Here is a 20,342-nt window from a genome sequence, read left to right as displayed (position 1 = left end):
AACAACGCTTGTGAAGGAGTGTGGGTGATGAGGGTATTTAAGAAGTGGCGACAGCGTTTTCGTACCATGGTGCGTTATCGTCTGCTGGTACTGACCTCTGTACCTATTATCATTACCTTGCTCGCGTTGATTGCGTTAACGCTTTACTGGACAGTGGCGTATTCGTGGAAAAATGCCTTGTCGGGTGTGAAGGCAGACCTTGCCGTCGCCAGCAACAGTATGGAGGTGCTGCAACGCGAGCAACGAAGCCAACTTCACGCGATCGCCGATTCCTACGACTTTCAAACCCAGATCGCCGCCGATCCAGCGAAAATTCTTGGCTGGGCGCAATCTCGCGCCGACAAATATGGCGTTGATTTTCTTGCTGTTTACCCTGTTAGTGATATCGAACGATTGCCACTAAGCTTGCGGCAACCTTTATTGCACGGCCAAGAGCGAACCTTCTTTCAGGTGATGTCAGCCATTGAATTGGCGTCTATTTCCCCAAACCTGTCTGCGAAAGCTGAAATTCCGCTGCTGCAAGAAAACACCAAAGAATCGCGAGGCTTAATAAGTCGAAGTTTGCTCCCGCTATATAACGAAAATGATCAGTTGGAATGGATCATTGATGGTGGGATTTTGCTTAACAATAGTACAGATTTGGTCGATAAAATTCGCGATCTGGTGTTTCCCGTTGGCAAGCTTCCAGAATCCAGTGTTGGCACGGTGACGCTGTTTATGGACGATGTACGCGTCAGTACCAATGTGCCTTTAGACAGCGAAAACCGATTTGGACGAGCGATAGGCACGCGTGTTTCTGATGAAGTTCGCGATACTGTTTTGATTGAGGGCGATGAATGGGTTGATCGGGCTTATGTTTACGACGCGTGGTATATCTCGGCGTATAAACCGATTCGTGATTTCAATAACAAGGTGATTGGTATGTTGTATACCGGTTACCTAGAATGGCCGCTGATCAGTCGCTACCTCACCAATTTGATTGAGTTGGGGATTGGGGTGCTACTGACCTTATTGATTTCGGGACTGTTGGTTTACCGTGGTGCCAAAGATTTGTTTCGCCCTATTGAACGTATTCACCGTGTTGTGCACTTAATTCGGTTTGATCAGGATGCGCGGATAGGCAAGCTGGGTTTAGACCCGCAACATGAACTGGCGATTCTGGCTCGTCAGTTTGACAGCATGTTGGATCAGCTCAAAAAACAGAACGAGGAAATTCGTCAAAACGCGCTCGAATTAGAAGACAAGGTCAAAGAGCGCACGGCGAGCCTGCATGAAAAAACCGAAGAGTTAAAACAGAACATTACCTTGCTTGAGCAAACCCGAAACAAACTGCTGCTGAGTGAGAAGCTGGCCGCACTGGGCGAACTCACTGCTGGCATTGCGCACGAAATCAATAATCCTACCGCGGTTATCTTGGGCAACATTGAGTTAATGGAATACGAGTTGGGGCAACATGCCGACTTGGTGTCCGAGGAGATGAGCACTGTCTTGGCGCAAATTGACCGTATTCGTAATATCACCCGAAGCTTGTTGCAATACAGCCGACAAGGCGGGGTGCAAGATACAGTGACGTGGCAGCATGTGAACCCTGTGATTGAGGAAAGTGTCACCTTGGTGCGTTCTGGCACCAAAAGACAAGACGTGGAAGTGGTCACTGAGCTTAACGCGAAATGCTGCGTGGAAATCAATCGTCATCAATTGCTGCAAGTGTTGGTCAACCTGCAAATGAATGGCATTCATGCCATGAACGACAAAGGTAAGTTGATAGTGCGTTCTGAAGATTGGATGGATGGCAGTGGTATGACTATAGGCGCCAAAATTTCCGTGCAAGATTTTGGTTGCGGTATTGCTAATGAAAACCTCACTAAAATATTTGACCCATTTTTCACCACTCGTCATACCGGTACAGGGTTAGGACTTGCTGTAACACAAGGGATTGTAAGTGGGCTGGGTGGCGAAATAAAAGTAGAATCCGATGTGGGCGAAGGCAGTGTCTTTACGCTTTATCTTCGAGAGAAAATCCAACAGGATGACGAAATAACTTCATTTCGTGTTGTTGAGTAACCCCTGATAGGTGGGTTACTCTGACGCCCACATTTGTTTTCCCGTATTACCAAAATGATAGCCGCCAAACTGCTCGCTTTGTTTGAGAATCGACTCCTCATCCAAATGGTGAACCAGTTGCTGAACCAGCGCGCGAAAATAGATGTTCTTTGGGATCACCAGCTCAAACGCTTCATTGGCAATCGGGTGAAAAGCCAGACCAAATTCGCCCGCACCGCTTTGGCTACCAAAACCGATGTCAGCTGCGCCACGCGCAATGGCAGAGCTTAGCTCCCGCTCGCTTAAACACGCTTCGACTGTATTGAGTTGATCGCGGGTTGTTCCGTTTCTAAACAGCCATTCATCTAGGGCACGTGCACTGCCCGCGCCATCTTGCCGGCCCGCCCAACGCCAACGTTTATCAATAAAATGATGCGGGTCTTGGAGTTTTTCAGCAAGTTCAGGGCGGGCGATGAGGCCTTGTTGGCGCTCAAAGGCATGGAGCAATACCCAATTTCTGTGTCCTGAATATTGCTGAATAAGGGCGGGATGACGCAGTTTGGCTTCTTCTGCGTTTCCCCAATGAATGGCGCAAATATCTACGTGGCCTTTCTCTAGCATCGCTAGACCTTGTTTGGTTCCTGTTGCGGTGTATCCCACCAAGGCGGTGCTGCCGAGTGCCGCTGCCATCTTGCTTACAATGTGCTGAAGCAAAGGGTCATCAGAGCCTGCAATGAGTAGACGATCGTTGAACACACCATTGTGGCTTGATTCAATCAACCATCGATCGAGCAGGTTTTTAGGAAACAGCCATTTGCCTGTGACTTTGGTGGCGGGCAATACCCCTTCATTGGCGAGGCTGTAGACTTTCTTTTCGTTCAGATCGAGGTATTCCGCAACCTGACGAGCATTCATAAATTGCGGAAACTCACTCATCACGACCGCCTTTTACATCAAACTCAATGTTTTCTGCACCGTTAAAGACCTGAAAGCGATGACCTTTTGCCCGCGCGATCATGGTAATGCCGAGTTGCTTGGCAAGGTCGAGACCCATTTGCGTGACGCCAGATCGTGACAGTAATACGGGGATGCCCATCTGCGCGACTTTGATGACCATTTCCGAGGTGAGTCGGCCTGTGGTGTAAAATACTTTATCGTCGCCGATTTCCCCATCCAGCCACATTTCACCTGTGAGGGTATCAACGGCGTTATGGCGACCGATATCCTCAACAAAAGAGAGAATCTCAGTGCCTTTGCACACGGCACAACCATGTACGGCGCCAGCGGCTTTGTAGGTGTCGTTGTGGTGGGTTAACGCTTCTAGCAACCCATAGAGCATGGATTGTTTGATGTGTGGACGAGGAAGTTGCAGGTTCTCTAGCTTCTTCATTACGTTGCCAAACATGGTGCCTTGACCGCAGCCAGAGGTGACCGTTTTCTTCGACAAGGTTTCTTCGATATCCGCCTTTTTCTCACGTGTGACGACCGCGGCTGATTGGGTTTGCCAATCAATGATGACGGAATCGAGCGCGTCAGCGTCTTCAATCAACCCCTGATTTTTTAAATACCCCAACACCAACATGTCCGGTCGCGCGCCCAGTGTCATCAAAGTCACGATCTCTCGCCAGTTGAGATAAACAGTGAGTGCCCGCTCACAAGCGATCTGCTTGGTCATGGTTTCGCCGTACTCATCATGGACGGTGACATCGATGGTCTGAGGAATATCTGTTTGCGTGGTAATAATTTTGGGCTGAGACATCGAACCGCTTTCCTTTTGCCTGAATGCTGGAGGATAGGTAGCAAATCCTGTTCCAACCCTTCACGACTGGTATGTGTTTTGCTTTGTTGGGTGAATAAAACCGCATTTTTCGCCCAGCATGGCTTTTGGCTATGGTTGGTTGAGATAAGCGTCGTTGGAATGCTCTGTGGGGGAATAACTCGGCGGAGATAACTCTGTGGATACAACAAGGAGTGATGTGTGACGGAAGTGATAAAAGACCCACAATACTGGTTGACGCAGTTTGACCTTGAATCAACAGATGTTGATATCGGTCGTTGGAAAACAAAGCGTTGGTCTGTGGTCAATCTCCATCTTCCTCGGGAAGAAAGTGAACGCAAAGACGACATGATTTCTTTACCGCTCGAGCTATTTAAAGACGAGCGAACAGACTACCGATTTAACCTCAGTTCTCGCGATCCGCACGTGTTTTTTATCTTCGAAGTGAACGAAGACGAATCCCTCAAACCCTTAAAAGTAACCGCCTCACAAACCAGTGCCGCCAGCTTCATGGATGGTGACTACCTGGTGTTATCTGAGCCGATGCCATTACCTATTCAAGCCTGGATGGAAGCCTTCATTGGGCGCCACGGAGAGCTATTGGAAGTGCGTAAGAAAAAGCGTAAAGGCGCGGGGAGGGCGAGTGGCAACTGATTCTTTTTTAACGCGCTGGTCAAAGCGAAAGCAGGCGATGACTGACGAGGAATCGTGTGATCACGTTGAGGAGGTGACGTTCGATGGCGGCGAACTGACTGACGGCGGTGAACTTGCCTTTGCCGACGCTGAACATCACGCGCCGACGCTATCAATGGATGAATCCGTCGATGATCCTGCCGATGAAACCATCGATCACACGGATGCCCCCCCTCCGCCAGACATGCAGGATGTGGCGCGTTTGAAGCAAGGGGATTCTGCAGCGTCTTTTCTTGCCAAAGGGGTTTCGGCGGAAATCAAAAAAGCGGCATTGAGGAAGCTGTTTCACAGCGATGCTTACAACGTACTGGATGGCATGAATGACTACGATCTTGATTACTCCAATAAGGCCTCTCTAACTGCTGAAGTCGCGGCTAGCCTGCGCCAGTGGACCAAAGAGAAAATTGAAGATGTTCAAGAGGAGCGTCAAACACAGGATGTATCCGACGATGAGACCGTTTTAGACCAAACGGTTGAGCAGGATGGCGAAAGTACACCTCCAGAAAGTGAGACAAAAAGTACCCATGAAGAAAAAGGGGACAATTTGTCTTACGGTGTGAGACAAAATGTCCCAGATATGAATGTGGACAATAATTCGGACGGATCCTGACTCCGTATTCGTCATTTTATTTCCTTCAAAACTGGTTCACTACTTGCTGTATCAATAGGGTCACAGGCAAAGGATGTGTGAAACCCTTGTCTGACAACGCCTTACTACATTGGCAATGGCCTTGAGCTATTCGGGAACGCATTGATTATTAGCGCCGATGTAGGGAATCAGTCCACGAGGTAACCCGCCGGGACGGCTGGTTACCATGGCTTCAGAGACGATGGCAAAGAAGACAATGTCGACAATAAATAAAATAACAACGCTTAATCAATTGGTTGAACAGACCACGGATGTCAATGGACAAGCAAGACAACACGCGCTGCGAGCGACGGTAACGCTTGGAAATTTGATACCACCAACTGTCACGTTTGAAAGCCGCGGCTTTGCCTTGGTGGTAGGACGTGGCGAAACAGTTGCTGCATTTGCTTCTCAGATCCCTGCATCGCTGCGTGATCGAGCCGTGTTGGTGAGTACGGACGAATCCTCAAACGCGATCCCACTTCCTGAGGGCATGGCATTTTTTTTCGCGCGCGACGTACAAATTAATGGTTTTCTTGGGGCATTTGACGTGTTCATTACGCACACCCTGACTAAGCAAAATTTGGCGAAAATCACGCATGGACGAGAACACTTCGATGTGATCATAGACCTGTCTGATGATGGATTTCATCAAGCACAACTACCGCCCCTGGGTTATTACGCAGTGGGACGATCGCTCGTCACAACAGACGATGCGCTTGATGCGTTATCTGATATGACCGGCACATTCGATAAACCCAAATTTTTCCGTCTCGATACCAATAGTTGTGCCCACTCGGCGCGCGGTATTGAAGGCTGCACCCGCTGTATTGATGCCTGCCCAGCCGACGCGCTGAGCTCGGTAGACAGCGCCATCACAATCAACCCTTATCTTTGTCAGGGCATGGGTTCTTGTGCGACGGCTTGCCCAACGGAAGCCATTAGCTACGCGCTACCCGATCCCGACAATACCCAACACTTTGTTTTCCAACTGCTCGCGCATTATCGCGAACAGGGGGGGCAATCGCCCATTGTGCTGTTTTATGCCGAAGCTTCTGAAACGGAGTTGGCTGAGCAGTTAGCGCAGCTTCCTAGTCGCGTTATCCCCGTGCGGTTGGAAGAGCTCGCGTCGGTCGGGATTGACAGCTGGTTCAGTGCGCTAGCCTATGGTGCATCTCAGGTTGTGCTTGCGGCTTCTTCGTCAATGCCGGTTAAAACACGCAAAGTACTCGAGCAAGAGCTTGCCGTCGCATCGTCGTTTCTCTCTTCACTCGGGCACAGTGCAGATCGTATTGCGCTCTCTTCGGTCACATCGCTGAGCACGCAAAACCTGTACAGCAACGCCTTGCTTGACCAAAGCAAAAAACTCGAAGGCAGTAAGCGCGAAAAATTGGCGCTAGCCCTCGACCTTCTTGCGTCAAACGCCGTGCTGGTTTCGACCGTCAGCACCGTGCCTGACGGTGCGCCTTATGGGCGCATTGATGTGGCGACTTCGGATTGCACCCTTTGCATGGGGTGTGTCGCGGTGTGTCCCACCGATGCGTTGCAATCCATTGGTAGCAGCCCCGGTATGACATTTAGAGAACAAGATTGCGTGCAGTGTGGACTGTGTGAACAAGCGTGTCCTGAGTCTGTTATCACTTTGGTGCCTCGTTATCACTGGGACGCCGCCGCTCGCCAACAACGCGACATTGTTCATGAAGAGCCTGCCGCGGAATGCATTAGCTGCGGTAAACCTTTCGCGCCGGTTTCTATGGTCAACATGCTGATCGAGAAACTGAGCAAACATAGCCATTTCCAAGATGACGCCATCAAACGTTTGTCGATGTGCGAAGACTGCCGTGTCCGCGACATTGTCTCCGACATGATGGATAACCCAGACAAACAGTTGAAGGTATAGGAGGCGGATATGGCAATGCAAGAAATCACCATTGATGATGTAACAAATGAAGAAAACCAGATCCGCCAGAGCATTTACAGCTTGTTGGCGCATTTATTTCGTCAAGCGCCTGATGAAGCCTCATTGGCTTGGCTTGCCACGCTGGAAACAGAAGGCGACGAGCAAACAGCGGGCATGGCAGCCGCGTGGTCGGTGCTGAAATTAACCGCCAGCAAAACCTCGCCTTCGCAGGCGGCTGATGAATACCAACTGATGTTTATTGGCGTAGGCCGTGGCGAAGTAGTGCCATTTGGTTCTTGGTATTTAACAGGGTCACTGATGGAGTTGCCGTTGGCACTGCTTCGTCAAGATCTGCGTCGTTTAGGTTATGAACGCCAAGAAGACACCAAAGAGCCAGAAGATCATATCGCCGCATTGCTGGAAGTGATGGCCATGCTGGTGGAAGAAGAAAGTGATATTGAACAAGCGGCCTTTTTTAACCGTCATATCGCCGCTTGGTGTGAACGGTTATGTGAGGACGTGAAACGGGCGGAACCTGCAGTGTTTTATGCTGCCGTTGCAGAGCTTGCCCAACGATTTTTAACCATAGAAAAAACGCGATTTACCCAACGTCCTTGGTGATGAACCTCAACCTGACGTGGAATAAAAAGAACAAGGAGCAAGTAATGTCTGAAAACAAAAAAGATACCGATATGCAAAACCCAAATCGGCGCCAGTTTTTGACAGGCCTCGGAGTGGCAGCTGCAGCAGGGGCTGTCGCGACGGTTGCAACAGGAAGCGTTCAGGCTGAGACCGTGGTGAAAACGCCAGAGGACAAAAAAGCGTCGGGATATCGCGAAACGCAACACATTCGTGATTACTACGATTCCCTATAACCCAGCGTGAAGATGGAGTTTAACAATGAAACTAACGAAACGCTCTGATTCGGTCAGCAAGGACGAAAAGCAGCTGGGTGTGTCTCGCCGTACGTTCATGCGAAATACCTCTCTGGCAACAGCAGGGGGCATCGCGGCGGCAGGTATGTTGGCACCTGGCATGATGAAAAAAGCGGCGGCGAAAGACGCCGATCCCAATAAGCCTGTCGAACAAAAGCGCACTATTTGTTCACACTGCTCAGTGGGCTGTGGCGTGTATGCGGAAGTACAAGACGGGGTATGGACAGGCCAAGAGCCAGCGTTCGATCACCCGTTCAACCTTGGCGGACATTGCGCCAAAGGTGCGGCTCTGCGTGAGCACGGTCATGGTGAACGTCGCCTGAAATATCCGATGAAGCTGGTTGACGGCAAATGGCAGAAAATCAGCTGGGACACTGCGCTGAATGAAATTGGCGATCAAGTGCTAGAAATCCGTGAGCAATCTGGCCCTGATGCGGTTTACTTCCTTGGCTCGGCCAAACACAGCAATGAACAAGCGTATCTGTTCCGCAAAATGGCGTCGCTTTGGGGTACCAACAACGTTGACCACCAAGCACGTATCTGTCACTCCACTACCGTAGCGGGCGTCGCCAATACGTGGGGTTACGGAGCCATGACCAACTCTTTTAACGACATGCATAACTGTAAGTCGATGCTTTTTGTTGGCTCGAACCCTGCGGAGGCACACCCCGTTGCGATGCAGCATATCCTTATCGCCAAAGAGAAAAATGGCTGTAAGATCGTCGTCGCTGATCCTCGTCGCACACGTACTGCAGCGAAAAGTGATCATTTCGTTTCATTGCGTCCAGGGACAGACATTGCCTTTATTTGGGGCTTGCTGTGGCACATTTTCGATAACAACTGGGAAGACAAAGAATTCATCCATCAGCGCGTTTTTGGTCTCGAAGAAATTCGTGAAGAAGTTGCCAAGTGGCCGCCTGAAGAAGTGGAGCGTGTGTCGGGCGTTGGCCGTGATGACATGTACCAAGCAGCGAAAATTTTGGCTGAAAACCGTCCAGGCTGTGTGGTTTGGTGTATGGGTGGAACCCAGCACACCACAGGTAACAACAACACTCGCGCCTACTGTGTGTTAGAACTGGCGCTGGGTAACATTGGTAAATCCGGCGGCGGCGCTAACATTTTTCGCGGTCACGACAATGTTCAAGGCGCGACGGACTTAGGCGTATTGTCACACACCCTACCGGGTTACTACGGCCTGTCTGATGGTGCGTGGAAACATTGGTCGAAAGTGTGGGAGGTTGATCAGAAGTGGATTCAAGACCGTTTTGACCCCGCTGAATACAACGGTTCAAAACCTATCAATAGCAACGGTATTCCGGTTTCTCGCTGGATTGATGGCGTGCTGGAAGACAAAGACAAAATCGCGCAGAAATCAAACATTCGCGCCATGTTCTACTGGGGCCATGCGGTGAACTCGCAAACTCGTGGGCCAGAAATGCGCAAAGCAATGGAAAAACTGGATTTGATGGTCATTGTTGACCCGTATCCGACCGTTGCTGCTGTCATGAACAACCGAAAAAATGGCGTGTATCTACTACCGACCACAACGCAATTTGAAACTTATGGTTCAGTCACGGCGTCAAACCGTTCGCTACAGTGGCGTGACAAGGTTATCGAGCCGTTATTCGATTCCAAACCTGACCATACCATCATGTATCTGCTGTCGAACAAACTCGGTTTCTCCGATCAGCTTTTCAAAAATATTGCGGTGAAAAACGACGAACCTGTGGTTGAAGACATCACCCGCGAGTTCAATCGCGGCATGTGGACGATCGGTTATACCGGTCAAAGCCCAGAGCGTATTAAAGAGCACCAGAAAAACTGGCATACCTTCAATACCACGACACTCGAAGCGCAGGGTGGCCCTGTCAATGGTGAAACCTATGGCCTGCCTTGGCCATGTTGGGGAACGCCAGAAATGAAGCACCCCGGCACCCACATTCTTTATGACACATCCAAAGAAGTCGCGCGTGGCGGCGGTAATTTCCGTGCACGATTCGGGGTGGAATTTGAAGGGCAAAGCTTATTGGCCGTGGACAGCTATTCAAAAGGGTGTGAACTGGAAGATGGCTATCCTGAGTTTACTGACAAGATGCTCAAGCAACTTGGCTGGTGGGATGACCTGAATGCAGAAGAAAAAGCATCTGCTGAAGGCAAAAACTGGAAGACTGACTTATCGGGTGGCATCCAACGCGTCGCGATTAATCACGGTTGTATTCCTTTCGGTAATGCCAAAGCGCGCGCGATTGTGTGGACCTTCCCAGATCGCGTGCCACTTCACCGTGAACCGCTTTATACGCCACGTCGGGATTTGCTCCCCGAGTATGCGACATGGGATGACAAAGCCGATATCTACCGTCTTCCTACGCTATACAAGTCGATTCAAGACATTGATGCCGCGAAGGATTACCCGATCATTCTGACGTCCGGTCGCTTGGTGGAATATGAAGGGGGGGGCGAGGAAACACGCTCTAACCCTTGGCTAGCCGTTTTGCAGCAAGAGATGTTTGTCGAAATCAACATTGTTGATGCGAACAATATCGGGATTGTTGATGGACAAGATGTGTGGGTCGAAGGCGCAGATAAAGGTCGTGTGAAGGTGAAAGCCATGATCACACCGCGTGTGTATGCAGGGCTGGCATTTATGCCGTTCCACTTCGGCGGGGTCTTCCAAGGACAAAGCTTGCTTGATAGGTATCCAGAAGGTGCGGATCCGTACGTGATTGGTGAGTCTGCTAACACCGCGACCACTTATGGTTATGACCCGGTTACTGTGATGCAGGAAACCAAAGTCACCCTTTGTAAGATCATTCCAGCGTAGTAGGGAGCATACATTATGGCCGATATGAAATTTTTGTGTGATACCAAACGCTGCATTGAGTGCAACGGTTGTGTCACTGCGTGCAGTAACGCGAACTCAGAAGTGGTGACTTGGGGCATCCAACGCCGCCGAGTCGTCACATTAAACGACGGTGAAGCGGGTGAGAACTCGATCTCTGTTGCCTGTATGCACTGTGCGGATGCGCCTTGCATGGCCGTTTGCCCAGCAGATTGCTTCTATCGTACTGAAGATGGCATTGTGCTTCACAACAAGGAAACGTGCATAGGGTGTGGTTACTGCCTGTTTGCTTGTCCGTTTGGTGCACCTCAGTTTCCGAAAACGGCAGCGTTTGGCGAGCGTGGCAAGATGGATAAATGTACCTTCTGTGCGGGCGGTCCTGAGCCTGATGGTTCTGCCAAAGAGCGTGAGCTTTACGGTGCGAACAGAATTGCAGAGGGCAAATTGCCATTGTGCGCCGAAATGTGCTCAACCAAAGCGCTGCTTGCGGGTGATGCGGAGAAAATCTCTGCGGTCTTCCGTCAGCGCGTGGTAGAGCGTGGCGCGAAAGGTGCTGGCTGGACGAACGGGAATGATCTTGCCTATGACGCCACAAAAAGCTGATGAGCATGGAGAGCTGCTGGGTTCGTCTCAGCAGCATTAGGAGGAGATATGTTTAGAACATTGCTCGCCATGCTGATGGTGATCGCCAGCTTTGCCGTGCCCACTTCGTTTGCGGAACAGGCTGAAACAGCCGATCCGCAAAGAGAGATGGTGCAATTGGCAGGACCTGAGTATTGGCGAGAAGTGAAATCCGGCGAGTCGGGATTCACTGTCGCCACTGGCGCTGAAGCGGGTCAGTTAATTAATGTTGATGGACAGCGATGGCGTGAGGTTCGCAACCAATGGATTAGCCCGCTGGGGCTTATCTTTATGGGCGCATCTGCGGCAAGCCTACTGCTTTTCTATCTGTGGGCAGGTCGCATCAAACTAACGAATGAACGCACAGGAAAAAAGGTGCACCGCTGGTCGCCATTTGAACGCGCAATGCATTGGTTTACCGCGATCAACTTCCTCATTTTGGGGCTGTCAGGTGTCGTGCTGCTGTACGGTAGACATTTTATTAAACCGGTTGCACCAGAGGCCTTGTGGGGAAGTATTATCTACGCCGCGAAACTGTCGCATAACTACTTAGGCCCTTTGTTCGTCCTTGGTCTGCTTTGCATGTTAGTGAAGTGGTTTAAGAACAACATGATCAACAAGGTCGACATTGAATGGTTTAAGCAAGGCGGTGGTATTTTACCTAACGGTAAACACCCTGATGCTGGCTTTTGTAACGGCGGCGAGAAGATATGGTTCTGGTTGTTAGCAACCGTGGGTGTGGTGGTGTGTATTACGGGTTTAGTGATGGATTTTCCGATCTTCGGTCAAACCCGCACAGACATGCAAATCGCTAACGTTATCCACGGTATTGCATCTTTGGGCTTACTGGCTGCCGCGTTCGGGCACATCTATATCGGTACCGCGGGTACAGAAGGTGCGTTTGAAGGCATGGCGACAGGCTATGTCGATGAAGCATGGGCTAAACAACACCACAAGCTGTGGTTGGAAGAAGTGCAAAATCAACCCGCACAAGAAGGCAAGCAGCCCTCGACGGATGAACAAAAAGTTTAGTCAGTCAGAGTGATGATGAATTATCGACAAAGCCAGCGAATTCTCGCTGGCTTTTTGTTTTTAGCTACTTGGTGACCATGTCCCATCGAAGTGCGGTACCAAAGGCAATGTCTGCACTCGCCGTTTTTCCTATCACATCGTCATAATATTTTGGCGCTAAGCCAAAGCCAGGTCTGACGCTGCGAACGTTCTGCGCAGTGAATTTGTCACCTGCTTTGATATCGTCACTGATATACAAAGATCGACGAAATTGCACATTGGCTTTTTCTGCGTCTTTGAGTTGATAATCTGCCTGGCCGAGTGCCTGCCATGCGATGCCCGTGTCACGGCATAGCGCCTCAAGCTCATGAGGCTCGAGCGAAAAGGTGGAATCTGGCCCTGGATCGTTGCGACTGAGCGTAACGTGCTTTTCAATCACAGACGCGCCAAGCGCCACAGCTGCAATGGACACGGTAGTGCCGAGGGTATGATCAGACAGGCCGCCAATGGTGTGAAAACGCGAAGACAAATCGGAAATGGTGCGCAGATGACTTTGCGATGCAGGCGCCGGATAAGCACTGATGCAATGGAGCAAAACCAACTCTTTGCAGCCACTGTCTCGCGCCATCGCAACCGCTTCTGCGATTTCGTCGTTGTTAGCCATGCCGGTAGAAATGATCATCGGCTTGCCTGTTTGAGCAACGTAACGGATCAGGGGCAAATCAATCGCTTCAAATGAGGCAATTTTATACGCGGGTGCGTTGAGATCTTCGAGTAAATCAACGGCAGAAAAATCAAATGGGGTACTGAAGAGCGTGATACCCACATCGCGCGCTTTATCAAACAACGGTTTGTGCCAATCAAATGGCGTGTGAGCTTCTTGGTAGAGGTCATAGAGTGTTCTGCCATCCCACAAGCCGCCCTTAATTTGAAACTCTGCAGAAGCACAATTCAGGGTGATGGTATCGGCGGTGTAGCTTTGCATTTTGACAGCGTCAGCACCCGCGCGTTTTGCCATTTCGATGGTCTGAAAAGCACGTTCTAGGGAACCATTATGATTCGCCGACATTTCCGCGATGACATAGGGCTTATGCTCTGGGCCTATTTTTCGACGATCTATCGTGATGCATTGCGTCATAGCTAGATTCAATACTCTGTTAAGTGGTTAGCGCTGCGTGTCCACTGCTCTCGTGATAAATGAAATACGCAGTAAGGAATAGCGTCACCACAGTCATTTTGTAACACCGCGACGCTCTCGTCTTTGCGAAAACTAAGTTTGTGGTGGAGGTGCAGCACCTTAGAATTGGTGCAAAGTACACGGCTATCAATTTGTCTCAGCGCTAAATCAGTAAAGCCATAAACCAGCGCAGCTTGAAGTAGGCGAATCCCCGTACCGATCGGCGAACATGGATCTTTGTAAAAGCCCCACTCGGCTGAGCCAGAGGTGGCGTCAATGTTGGTGAAAGAGACCATACCAATAGGTGTTTCATCAATCAGAGCGATCAGACATCGCTTGGTCTGATCATCAGCAATGCCAGTAAACCAGCATCGGTGTTCCTCGGCATTGATGTCGTGTTGGGTGAACATGAACTGGCGAACCGCGGGGTCGTTGCGCCACTCTCTCACCATCGCTAAATCTGCTTCTGTCATTGGGCGCAGCGTTGTTTTGGTGTTGTCGCAGGGCGTCATCTCGCTCATTGGCAATTCTCCATTGCGCGAACGACACGTTCTGCGCCTAGCCCGTCAATGTCTGATTCAGGCAAACGAAGCGGCAAAGCATCCCAATGTTCGGCGAGCCAAGTCAACTCTTGTGCATAGCGAGAGGCTGTTGTGATATTACTCAAACCGAGATAACGATACTGTCCAGATTTGGCAAGGTGCTCTGCCATGTCACGCTGATTTTCAGCAACTGACACCAAGGTGCTGGGCAAGCGTAAACAGGTACGTTCGATCGCGCTAACACCCGCAGCCCCAAATGCATAGCGCGAGCAAGCCAGTTCTGTTTCGAAGTCAGGAAGGCTTTCAACTAATTCGATAAACTCAGGCACGGCTTCCATTAACAGTGCTTCTTTTCGCGGATTTGCCATGCCATAGACAATGACAACGTTAAAGGGCAGCGTAGAAAATTGCTGACAGGCGTGAAGAAGTTTGAGCGTTTCACCTGTTGGGTCTGTGCCACTGAAGAAGGCCACAATTTGGTTTTTTATTACGCTCAAATCGTGATCTCGAAGCGCTGAAAATGAGTCGCGCAACAACGCAAAGCGAGGGCCGAGCAGTTGTTGGCATCCAGTGGGCACCCATGAGTGGTAGCGGTTTTCAACGTCAGGCCAAGGATTGTGGTCAAGCAAGATATCGCAGGCATGCCTACGATTGGCGAGATCATCAATGGCGAGCACCTTGGCACCTGATGTTTTCATTAGCGATTGCCATTTTTCATCAATCGCATAATGATCAAAAACAACCCAGTCGAGGGTAATGTCCTCCAACATCGCGAGACACTGATGCGCATCTTCTTCCTGCGTTACGCCTAACCAGTGCGCGTAATCGCCAGTCTCCGGCAAAAAGGTTTCTTCAATGGCAGGTAGGGGAATCACATGGATGTTTTGTTGGTGGCAATACGCAAGCAAATTCCCCGTTAGTTCTCGGCTAAGCATGCGCACATGGTGTCCGTGCTCGATCAGCTTTTTGGCAAGAACGAGGCAACGCATCACGTGTCCTGTGCCTATTTGACTCGACGCATCCACGCGAATGGCGACGTTCACAACTCGCCTCGTTTTGAGAGAATTTCATACAGCATTTCAGCACGTAGCCAGTCATCGGGTTCATCGATATCTTGCACGCGAAAATGGGGAATTTGTACCGATTTTGAATGGGGTGCAAAGATAGGCAAACCTGATACAAAAGCGGTGGGCGTACCCCAGTAGAACATGCCTGCATCGTGATAAGCCGGTTCTAAATCTTGGGAGCGCGTTGAGAAGTGCTCAGGCCAGAACATTTCGACATTACCTTCTTCGGTCATGCGGATGCTGCGCTGGATCGGGAATGAAAAACGCGTGCTGGCGAAGGTGTATTTGGTGCCTTCACTTTGCAGCAATGCAAGGCCTTCTTCGAGATCTGAAGTGCGTGTAAATGGCACGGTGGCATACAGGCAACAGACCGCCTCGATACGGCTTTGGTCATGATCGTTCAACCATTCGATGGCGTGCTTAATCACATCCAGCGTGGTGGCGTGATCGTTGGCGATGTCTGATGGACGAATAAAGGGAACCTCTGCGCCATATTCTGTGGCAACGGCAGCGATTTCTTCGCTGTCGGTGGACACGATAATGCGATCAAATAGACCTGACTGCTTCGCCACGTTGATGGCATAGGCGATGATAGGCTGACCAATGAAGGGTTTAAGGTTTTTACCTGGAATGCGCTTGCTGCCGCCTCGGGCAGGGATAATACAGACTTTCATTGTGTCCTTTAATTGGCGTTAAGCGCCTCAGCAAGTGCTGCCACAACCTGATCTTGTTCGTCTTCCGTCATGTCAAAAAACAGCGGCAGACTTAGCGCAGCATGGTAATAATTTTCAGCAATAGGGAATTGGCCCCAATCGAAACCAAGTTCCCGATAATAGGGCTGCGTGTGCACAGGAATATAGTGAACATGCACGCCAATCCCTTTTGCCCGCAGCGTATCGAAGACGTGGCGGCGGCAATCCGGTTCCGCTAACTGAATGACATACAAATGCCATGCCGACTCGCACGATTCGAGTAGTGTCGGCGTAGCCAGTGGTAGGTTCTCGAGTAAGCGGTTGTAGCGACGTGCAAGCGCATTTCGGCGTTTGACAAACGCATCGAGACGAGTCAATTGAGATACGCCTAGAGCCGCTTGAAGATCTGTCATGCGGTAGTTGTAACCCAGGCCTTGCTGTTCGTAATACCAAGCGCCTTGTCCAGCATCGACAAGCTCGGCGGGGTCTCGAGTCACGCCATGACTGCGCAAGCTTTCTAATGCCTTGGCAAGTGCTGGGTCATTGGTTATCGCCATGCCACCTTCGGCGGTGGTGATGATTTTCACCGGATGAAAGCTAAACACCGTGATGTCGCTGTAACGACAACTACCAATATAGTCCCCCTGATAGCGCCCACCAATGGCATGGGAAGCATCTTCAATCACCTTGAAACCGTATTGCTTTGATAAGCGATGGATCGCTTCCATGTCGCAGCTTTGTCCGCACATGTGTACGGCAACCAAGATGTGCGGCAAGGTATTTTCTTGTGCCGCTAGCGCAAGTTTTTCAGCCAGCTTTTCAGGGCAAAGGTTATAGGAGACAGGGTCGATATCGACAAAGTCGACCTCTGCGCCACAGTAAAGCCCACAGTTCGCCGAGGCAACAAAGGTATTTGGCGATGTCCAAAGGCGCAGACCTTTTCTTAAGCCTAACGCTAAACAGGCAAGGTGAAGGCTGGAGGTCGCGCTGTTCGACGCGATGGCATAACTCGCCCCAACTTTGGATGCAATGGCGTGTTCAAACTCACCCACCTTTGGACCTTGGGTAATGAAATCAGAGCTAAGCACATCGACGACCGCATCAATGTCAGCTGGGCTGATAGTTTGTTTGCCGTAGGGGATCATGACTGCTGCTCAAATTCCAATATTTGTTTAACGTCCAAGAACTCAGGATTGCTGCCAGAGTGATACTCGAATCCTTCAGGAACAGGTGTGCCTGTTTCACCGAGAGGATTGTGTGAATAGTCATAATCTGCTGAATAGAACTTGATGGTTGGACGCATGACGTAATGGTCATCAAACTCTAGCGTGAGGTGGGAGTCATCGCTGGGGCACATAATTTCATGCATTTTTTCGCCCGGTCGAATGCCGACTTCTTTGATCGGTAAGCCATTTCCATACGCATTGGCCAAATCGATGAGGCGAACAGATGGAATTTTGGGCACGAAGATTTCGCCACCTTGCATGCGAGCAAAATTCTTGAGAACGAAATCGACACCTTGTTGCAAGGTTATCCAAAAACGGGTCATGTTTGGATGGGTCACTGGCAGCGACTCAGCCCCTTCTGCGGCGAGCTTTTTGAAGAAGGGCACAACTGAACCGCGGGAGCCAACCACGTTGCCATAACGCACAACCGCAAACTGAGTTTGGCTTTCGCCTCTCATGTTGTTAGCCGCGACAAAAAGTTTGTCGGAGCAAAGTTTGGTAGCGCCATATAGGTTGTTGGGACTTGCGGCTTTGTCTGTCGACAGGGCAATGACTTTTTCGACGTTGTTAGCGATGGCGGCGCGAATGATGTTTTCAGCGCCATGCACGTTCGTTTTAATGCACTCCATCGGATTGTATTCGGCGGCAGGCACTTGCTTGAGTGCTGCAGCATGAATGACATAGTCCACACCATTCATCGCTTGCATCATGCGGTCAGCATCACGCACATCACCAATGAAATAGCGCATGGAAGGATGATTAAAATCTTGCTGCATTTCGAACTGCTTCAGTTCATCGCGAGACAGAATGATGAGTCGCTTAGGCTTATAACGCGCAAGGATAGTTTGGGTGTATTTTTTTCCGAAGGATCCGGTACCGCCGGTGATTAAAATCGACTTGCCGTTAAACATTTCAACCCTTAAGCATTTGTCTCAGTAGTTAAATGAAATTTTAACGTATCGATGCCAATTTGATCGCAGAAAAATGCCTACAGCGTGATTAGGTGTCGAAAAAAAAGGCAACTTCTCATGAAGTTGCCTCATTGTGCGGACGTTATCAGGGATTATGATGACTTATGGCGCTCTTTCAGTTTGTTCGCCACATCTTGTAAGGAGAAATCTTGATCTTGCAGCAATACCATAAGGTGGTACATCAGGTCGGCGGATTCGTTAATCAACTCTTCCTTATCGCCCGACGTCGCTGCAAGCGCGACTTCGACGCCTTCTTCGCCAACTTTCTGCGAAATACGCTTGGTACCCTTAGCGTAAAGGGACGCGGTGTAAGACGTAGAAGGATCGGATCCTCGACGGGAAGCCAACACTTGCTCCAATTGATGAAGGAACACCAGAGCAGGCTTGCTTTCATTGTCTTCGCCAAAGCAGCTTTCGGTGCCAAGGTGGCAGGTTGGGCCGATAGGGTCGACTTGTACCAGCAGGGTGTCTTTGTCGCAATCCAAGTCGATGTGTTTAAGCTGCAACACGTTACCGGAGGTTTCGCCTTTGGTCCAAAGACGCTCCTTGGTGCGAGACCAGAATGTCACTTGCTCGGTTTCGAGTGTTTTCGCTAGCGCATCTTGGTTCATGTAGCCCAGCATCAATACCTGACCGCTGGTGGCATTTTGCACCACGGCAGGCACGAGACCGTCAATCTTTTCCCAATCAATGCGTTCAGCCAGTGCGGCGGTTCCATCTGTCTGGCTCATAAGCGGATCTCCACGTCTTGTTGTTTTAGGTATTGTTTTAGCTCACCAATATTAATGATTTGCTTGTGGAATACGGAGGCTGCGAGTGCACCGTCAACGTTGGATTTGTTGAATGCCTCGGCAAAGTGCACCATTTCACCCGCACCACCGGATGCAATCAAAGGCACGTGGCACACTTCGCGCACCATGTTGAGTTGCTCCAGATCGTAGCCATTGCGCACGCCATCTTGGTTCATCATGTTTAACACGATTTCACCTGCGCCGCGCTTTTGCACTTCCTGCACCCAATCGCGGGTTTCCCACTTGGTGGCCTTGGTACGCGATTCGTCACCTGTAAATTGGTAAACCTGATACTTACCCGTGTCTTTGTCGTAGTAAGAATCAATGCCGACAACAATGCACTGCACGCCGAACTTTTCGGCAAGCGTAGTGATCAGTTCTGGGTTCGCTAGGGCCGGGGAGTTGATGGAGATTTTGTCTGCACCAAACTCCAAAATCCGCTGTGCGTCTTCTGCGGTTTTGATGCCGCCTGCCACGCAGAAAGGAATATCAATCACTTCGGCAACACGTGCTACCCAACTTTTGTCTACGACGCGACCATCGCTTGATGCAGTAATATCGTAAAACACCAATTCGTCAGCGCCTTCAGCCGCATAACGTGCAGCAAGTGGGACGATGTCACCAATGATTTCGTGGTTACGAAACTGAACGCCTTTGACGACTTGACCATCACGAACGTCTAGGCAGGGAATTATTCTTCTTGCCAACATGCGAATGCCTCCTCTGCGGTGAATTTGCCGTCTAGCAGGGCACGACCCACGATGACACCCGCAACGCCAGTATCTTTGAGCGCGTCAATGTCTGCCAGAGAACCAATGCCACCTGAAGATTGGAATTGAACTTGCGGGTAGGCTGCGCAAAGATCTTTGTAGAGCTCAACGTTGGAACCTGCCAATGTGCCGTCACGGGAAATGTCGGTACACAGAACATGTTTTAAGCCCACAGTAAGGAAATTTTCCAGCAGTGCTTCAATAGTCACGCCGGAATCTTCTTGCCAGCCTGATACCGCAACCATGCGATTGCCGTTTTCATCGATATTGATGTCCAGTGCTAAGACGATATGTTCCGCGCCGTATTTTTGCATCCAGCCCTTCACAATTTCTGGCTGCTTCACGGCAGTTGAACCAATCACTACGCGTTTTGCGCCTGCGCGAAGCAGTTCTACAACATCGCTTTCTTTACGAACGCCTCCGCCAATTTGAATATTCGCGGGAGTGCTTTCAATCAAGGATTCGATGATAGAAAGCTGGCGAGCAGTGGTGTCTTTTGCGCCGGTTAAGTCGACCAAATGTAGCCAGTTTGCGCCTGCATTGTGGTACAGCGCGAATTGCTCACGAGGGTCAACTTTGTATTCGGTGACTTGGCCGTAATCGCCTTGATAAAGGCGGACGACTTGTCCATCAATCAAATCTAAAGCAGGAATTATCAT

20 protein-coding genes are annotated in these 20,342 nt (G+C 50.2%); 9 read left to right on the top strand and 11 right to left on the bottom strand.

Annotated features, from left to right (window positions below; genetic code table 11):
• The first annotated feature begins 27 nt into the window (after positions 1–27).
• Entirely contained in the window at positions 28–2,064 is a 2,037-nt protein-coding gene (locus tag A1OO_RS20360) for a sensor histidine kinase (RefSeq protein ID WP_016961120.1), read from the top strand.
• Between the two features lie 15 nt (positions 2,065–2,079).
• Here A1OO_RS20360 and A1OO_RS20355 read toward each other — a convergent pair whose 3' ends face one another.
• Both A1OO_RS20355 and A1OO_RS20350 read right to left on the bottom strand, forming a co-directional pair.
• Positions 2,080–2,979, bottom strand: coding sequence for a helix-turn-helix transcriptional regulator (locus A1OO_RS20355; RefSeq protein WP_017004260.1), 900 nt, complete (start codon positions 2,977–2,979; stop codon positions 2,080–2,082).
• A complete protein-coding gene (locus tag A1OO_RS20350; RefSeq protein WP_016961122.1) occupies positions 2,972–3,802 on the bottom strand; it encodes a formate dehydrogenase accessory sulfurtransferase FdhD in 831 nt (276 codons plus the stop codon). Before A1OO_RS20350 ends, A1OO_RS20355 begins: the two co-directional genes overlap by 8 nt.
• Positions 3,803–4,021: 219 nt before the next feature.
• Between A1OO_RS20350 and A1OO_RS20345 the strand changes: the two genes are divergently transcribed.
• From A1OO_RS20345 to A1OO_RS20310, 8 genes are all read left to right on the top strand, one after another.
• The gene (locus A1OO_RS20345) at positions 4,022–4,474 is read left to right on the top strand and encodes a DUF3305 domain-containing protein (protein WP_017004259.1); all 453 of its coding nucleotides are present in this window, start codon (positions 4,022–4,024) and stop codon (positions 4,472–4,474) included.
• A complete protein-coding gene (locus A1OO_RS20340; protein WP_017004258.1) occupies positions 4,464–5,123 on the top strand; it encodes a DUF3306 domain-containing protein in 660 nt (219 codons plus the stop codon). Before A1OO_RS20345 ends, A1OO_RS20340 begins: the two co-directional genes overlap by 11 nt.
• Before the next feature lie 235 nt (positions 5,124–5,358).
• Positions 5,359–7,041, top strand: coding sequence for a 4Fe-4S binding protein (locus A1OO_RS20335; RefSeq protein WP_017004257.1), 1,683 nt, complete (start codon positions 5,359–5,361; stop codon positions 7,039–7,041).
• A 9-nt stretch (positions 7,042–7,050) separates the two neighbouring features.
• A complete protein-coding gene (locus A1OO_RS20330) occupies positions 7,051–7,662 on the top strand; it encodes a TorD/DmsD family molecular chaperone (protein ID WP_017004256.1) in 612 nt (203 codons plus the stop codon).
• 44 nt (positions 7,663–7,706) lie between these two features.
• Positions 7,707–7,916 carry a twin-arginine translocation signal domain-containing protein gene (locus A1OO_RS20325; protein ID WP_017004255.1) on the top strand — a complete coding sequence of 70 codons (210 nt, stop codon included), beginning with the start codon at positions 7,707–7,709 and terminating at the stop codon, positions 7,914–7,916.
• A 25-nt stretch (positions 7,917–7,941) separates the two neighbouring features.
• Complete coding sequence (locus tag A1OO_RS20320; protein ID WP_017004254.1) at positions 7,942–10,797, top strand: formate dehydrogenase subunit alpha; 2,856 nt, start codon at positions 7,942–7,944, stop codon at positions 10,795–10,797.
• Between the two features lie 15 nt (positions 10,798–10,812).
• Complete coding sequence (gene fdh3B, locus A1OO_RS20315; protein ID WP_016961129.1) at positions 10,813–11,418, top strand: formate dehydrogenase FDH3 subunit beta; 606 nt, start codon at positions 10,813–10,815, stop codon at positions 11,416–11,418.
• A gap of 48 nt (positions 11,419–11,466) precedes the next feature.
• Positions 11,467–12,468, top strand: a complete 1,002-nt coding sequence (locus tag A1OO_RS20310) for a formate dehydrogenase subunit gamma (RefSeq protein ID WP_017004253.1) — start codon at positions 11,467–11,469, stop codon at positions 12,466–12,468.
• A gap of 64 nt (positions 12,469–12,532) precedes the next feature.
• On the opposite strand, the gene pseI is transcribed toward A1OO_RS20310, so the two are convergent.
• The 9 genes from pseI to hisA form a co-directional block, all read right to left on the bottom strand.
• Positions 12,533–13,585, bottom strand: coding sequence for a pseudaminic acid synthase (gene pseI / locus A1OO_RS20305; protein ID WP_017004252.1), 1,053 nt, complete (start codon positions 13,583–13,585; stop codon positions 12,533–12,535).
• An 8-nt stretch (positions 13,586–13,593) separates the two neighbouring features.
• Complete coding sequence (gene pseH, locus A1OO_RS20300) at positions 13,594–14,145, bottom strand: UDP-4-amino-4,6-dideoxy-N-acetyl-beta-L-altrosamine N-acetyltransferase (protein ID WP_017004251.1); 552 nt, start codon at positions 14,143–14,145, stop codon at positions 13,594–13,596.
• A complete protein-coding gene (gene pseG / locus A1OO_RS20295) occupies positions 14,142–15,209 on the bottom strand; it encodes a UDP-2,4-diacetamido-2,4,6-trideoxy-beta-L-altropyranose hydrolase (RefSeq protein WP_017004250.1) in 1,068 nt (355 codons plus the stop codon). The genes pseH and pseG overlap by 4 nt, the downstream gene beginning before the upstream one ends.
• Positions 15,206–15,907: a pseudaminic acid cytidylyltransferase gene (gene pseF, locus A1OO_RS20290; RefSeq protein WP_017004249.1), complete on the bottom strand. Its 702-nt coding sequence runs from the start codon at positions 15,905–15,907 to the stop codon at positions 15,206–15,208. The genes pseG and pseF overlap by 4 nt, the downstream gene beginning before the upstream one ends.
• Positions 15,908–15,915: 8 nt before the next feature.
• The gene (gene pseC / locus A1OO_RS20285; RefSeq protein ID WP_017004248.1) at positions 15,916–17,070 is read right to left on the bottom strand and encodes a UDP-4-amino-4,6-dideoxy-N-acetyl-beta-L-altrosamine transaminase; all 1,155 of its coding nucleotides are present in this window, start codon (positions 17,068–17,070) and stop codon (positions 15,916–15,918) included.
• The gene (gene pseB, locus A1OO_RS20280; RefSeq protein WP_017004247.1) at positions 17,067–18,062 is read right to left on the bottom strand and encodes a UDP-N-acetylglucosamine 4,6-dehydratase (inverting); all 996 of its coding nucleotides are present in this window, start codon (positions 18,060–18,062) and stop codon (positions 17,067–17,069) included. Before pseB ends, pseC begins: the two co-directional genes overlap by 4 nt.
• 152 nt (positions 18,063–18,214) lie before the next feature.
• Positions 18,215–18,853, bottom strand: coding sequence for a bifunctional phosphoribosyl-AMP cyclohydrolase/phosphoribosyl-ATP diphosphatase HisIE (gene hisIE, locus A1OO_RS20275; RefSeq protein ID WP_016961136.1), 639 nt, complete (start codon positions 18,851–18,853; stop codon positions 18,215–18,217).
• On the bottom strand, positions 18,850–19,623 hold the full coding sequence (gene hisF, locus A1OO_RS20270; RefSeq protein WP_016961137.1) for an imidazole glycerol phosphate synthase subunit HisF: 774 nt from the start codon (positions 19,621–19,623) through the stop codon (positions 18,850–18,852). The genes hisIE and hisF overlap by 4 nt, the downstream gene beginning before the upstream one ends.
• Entirely contained in the window at positions 19,605–20,342 is a 738-nt protein-coding gene (gene hisA, locus A1OO_RS20265) for a 1-(5-phosphoribosyl)-5-[(5-phosphoribosylamino)methylideneamino]imidazole-4-carboxamide isomerase (RefSeq protein ID WP_017004246.1), read from the bottom strand. Before hisA ends, hisF begins: the two co-directional genes overlap by 19 nt.

Source organism: Enterovibrio norvegicus FF-33 (assembly GCF_000286835.2).
In the GTDB taxonomy this organism is placed as follows: Bacteria; Pseudomonadota; Gammaproteobacteria; order Enterobacterales; family Vibrionaceae; genus Enterovibrio; species Enterovibrio norvegicus_A.
This window is presented reverse-complemented; position numbering and strand designations above follow the sequence as displayed.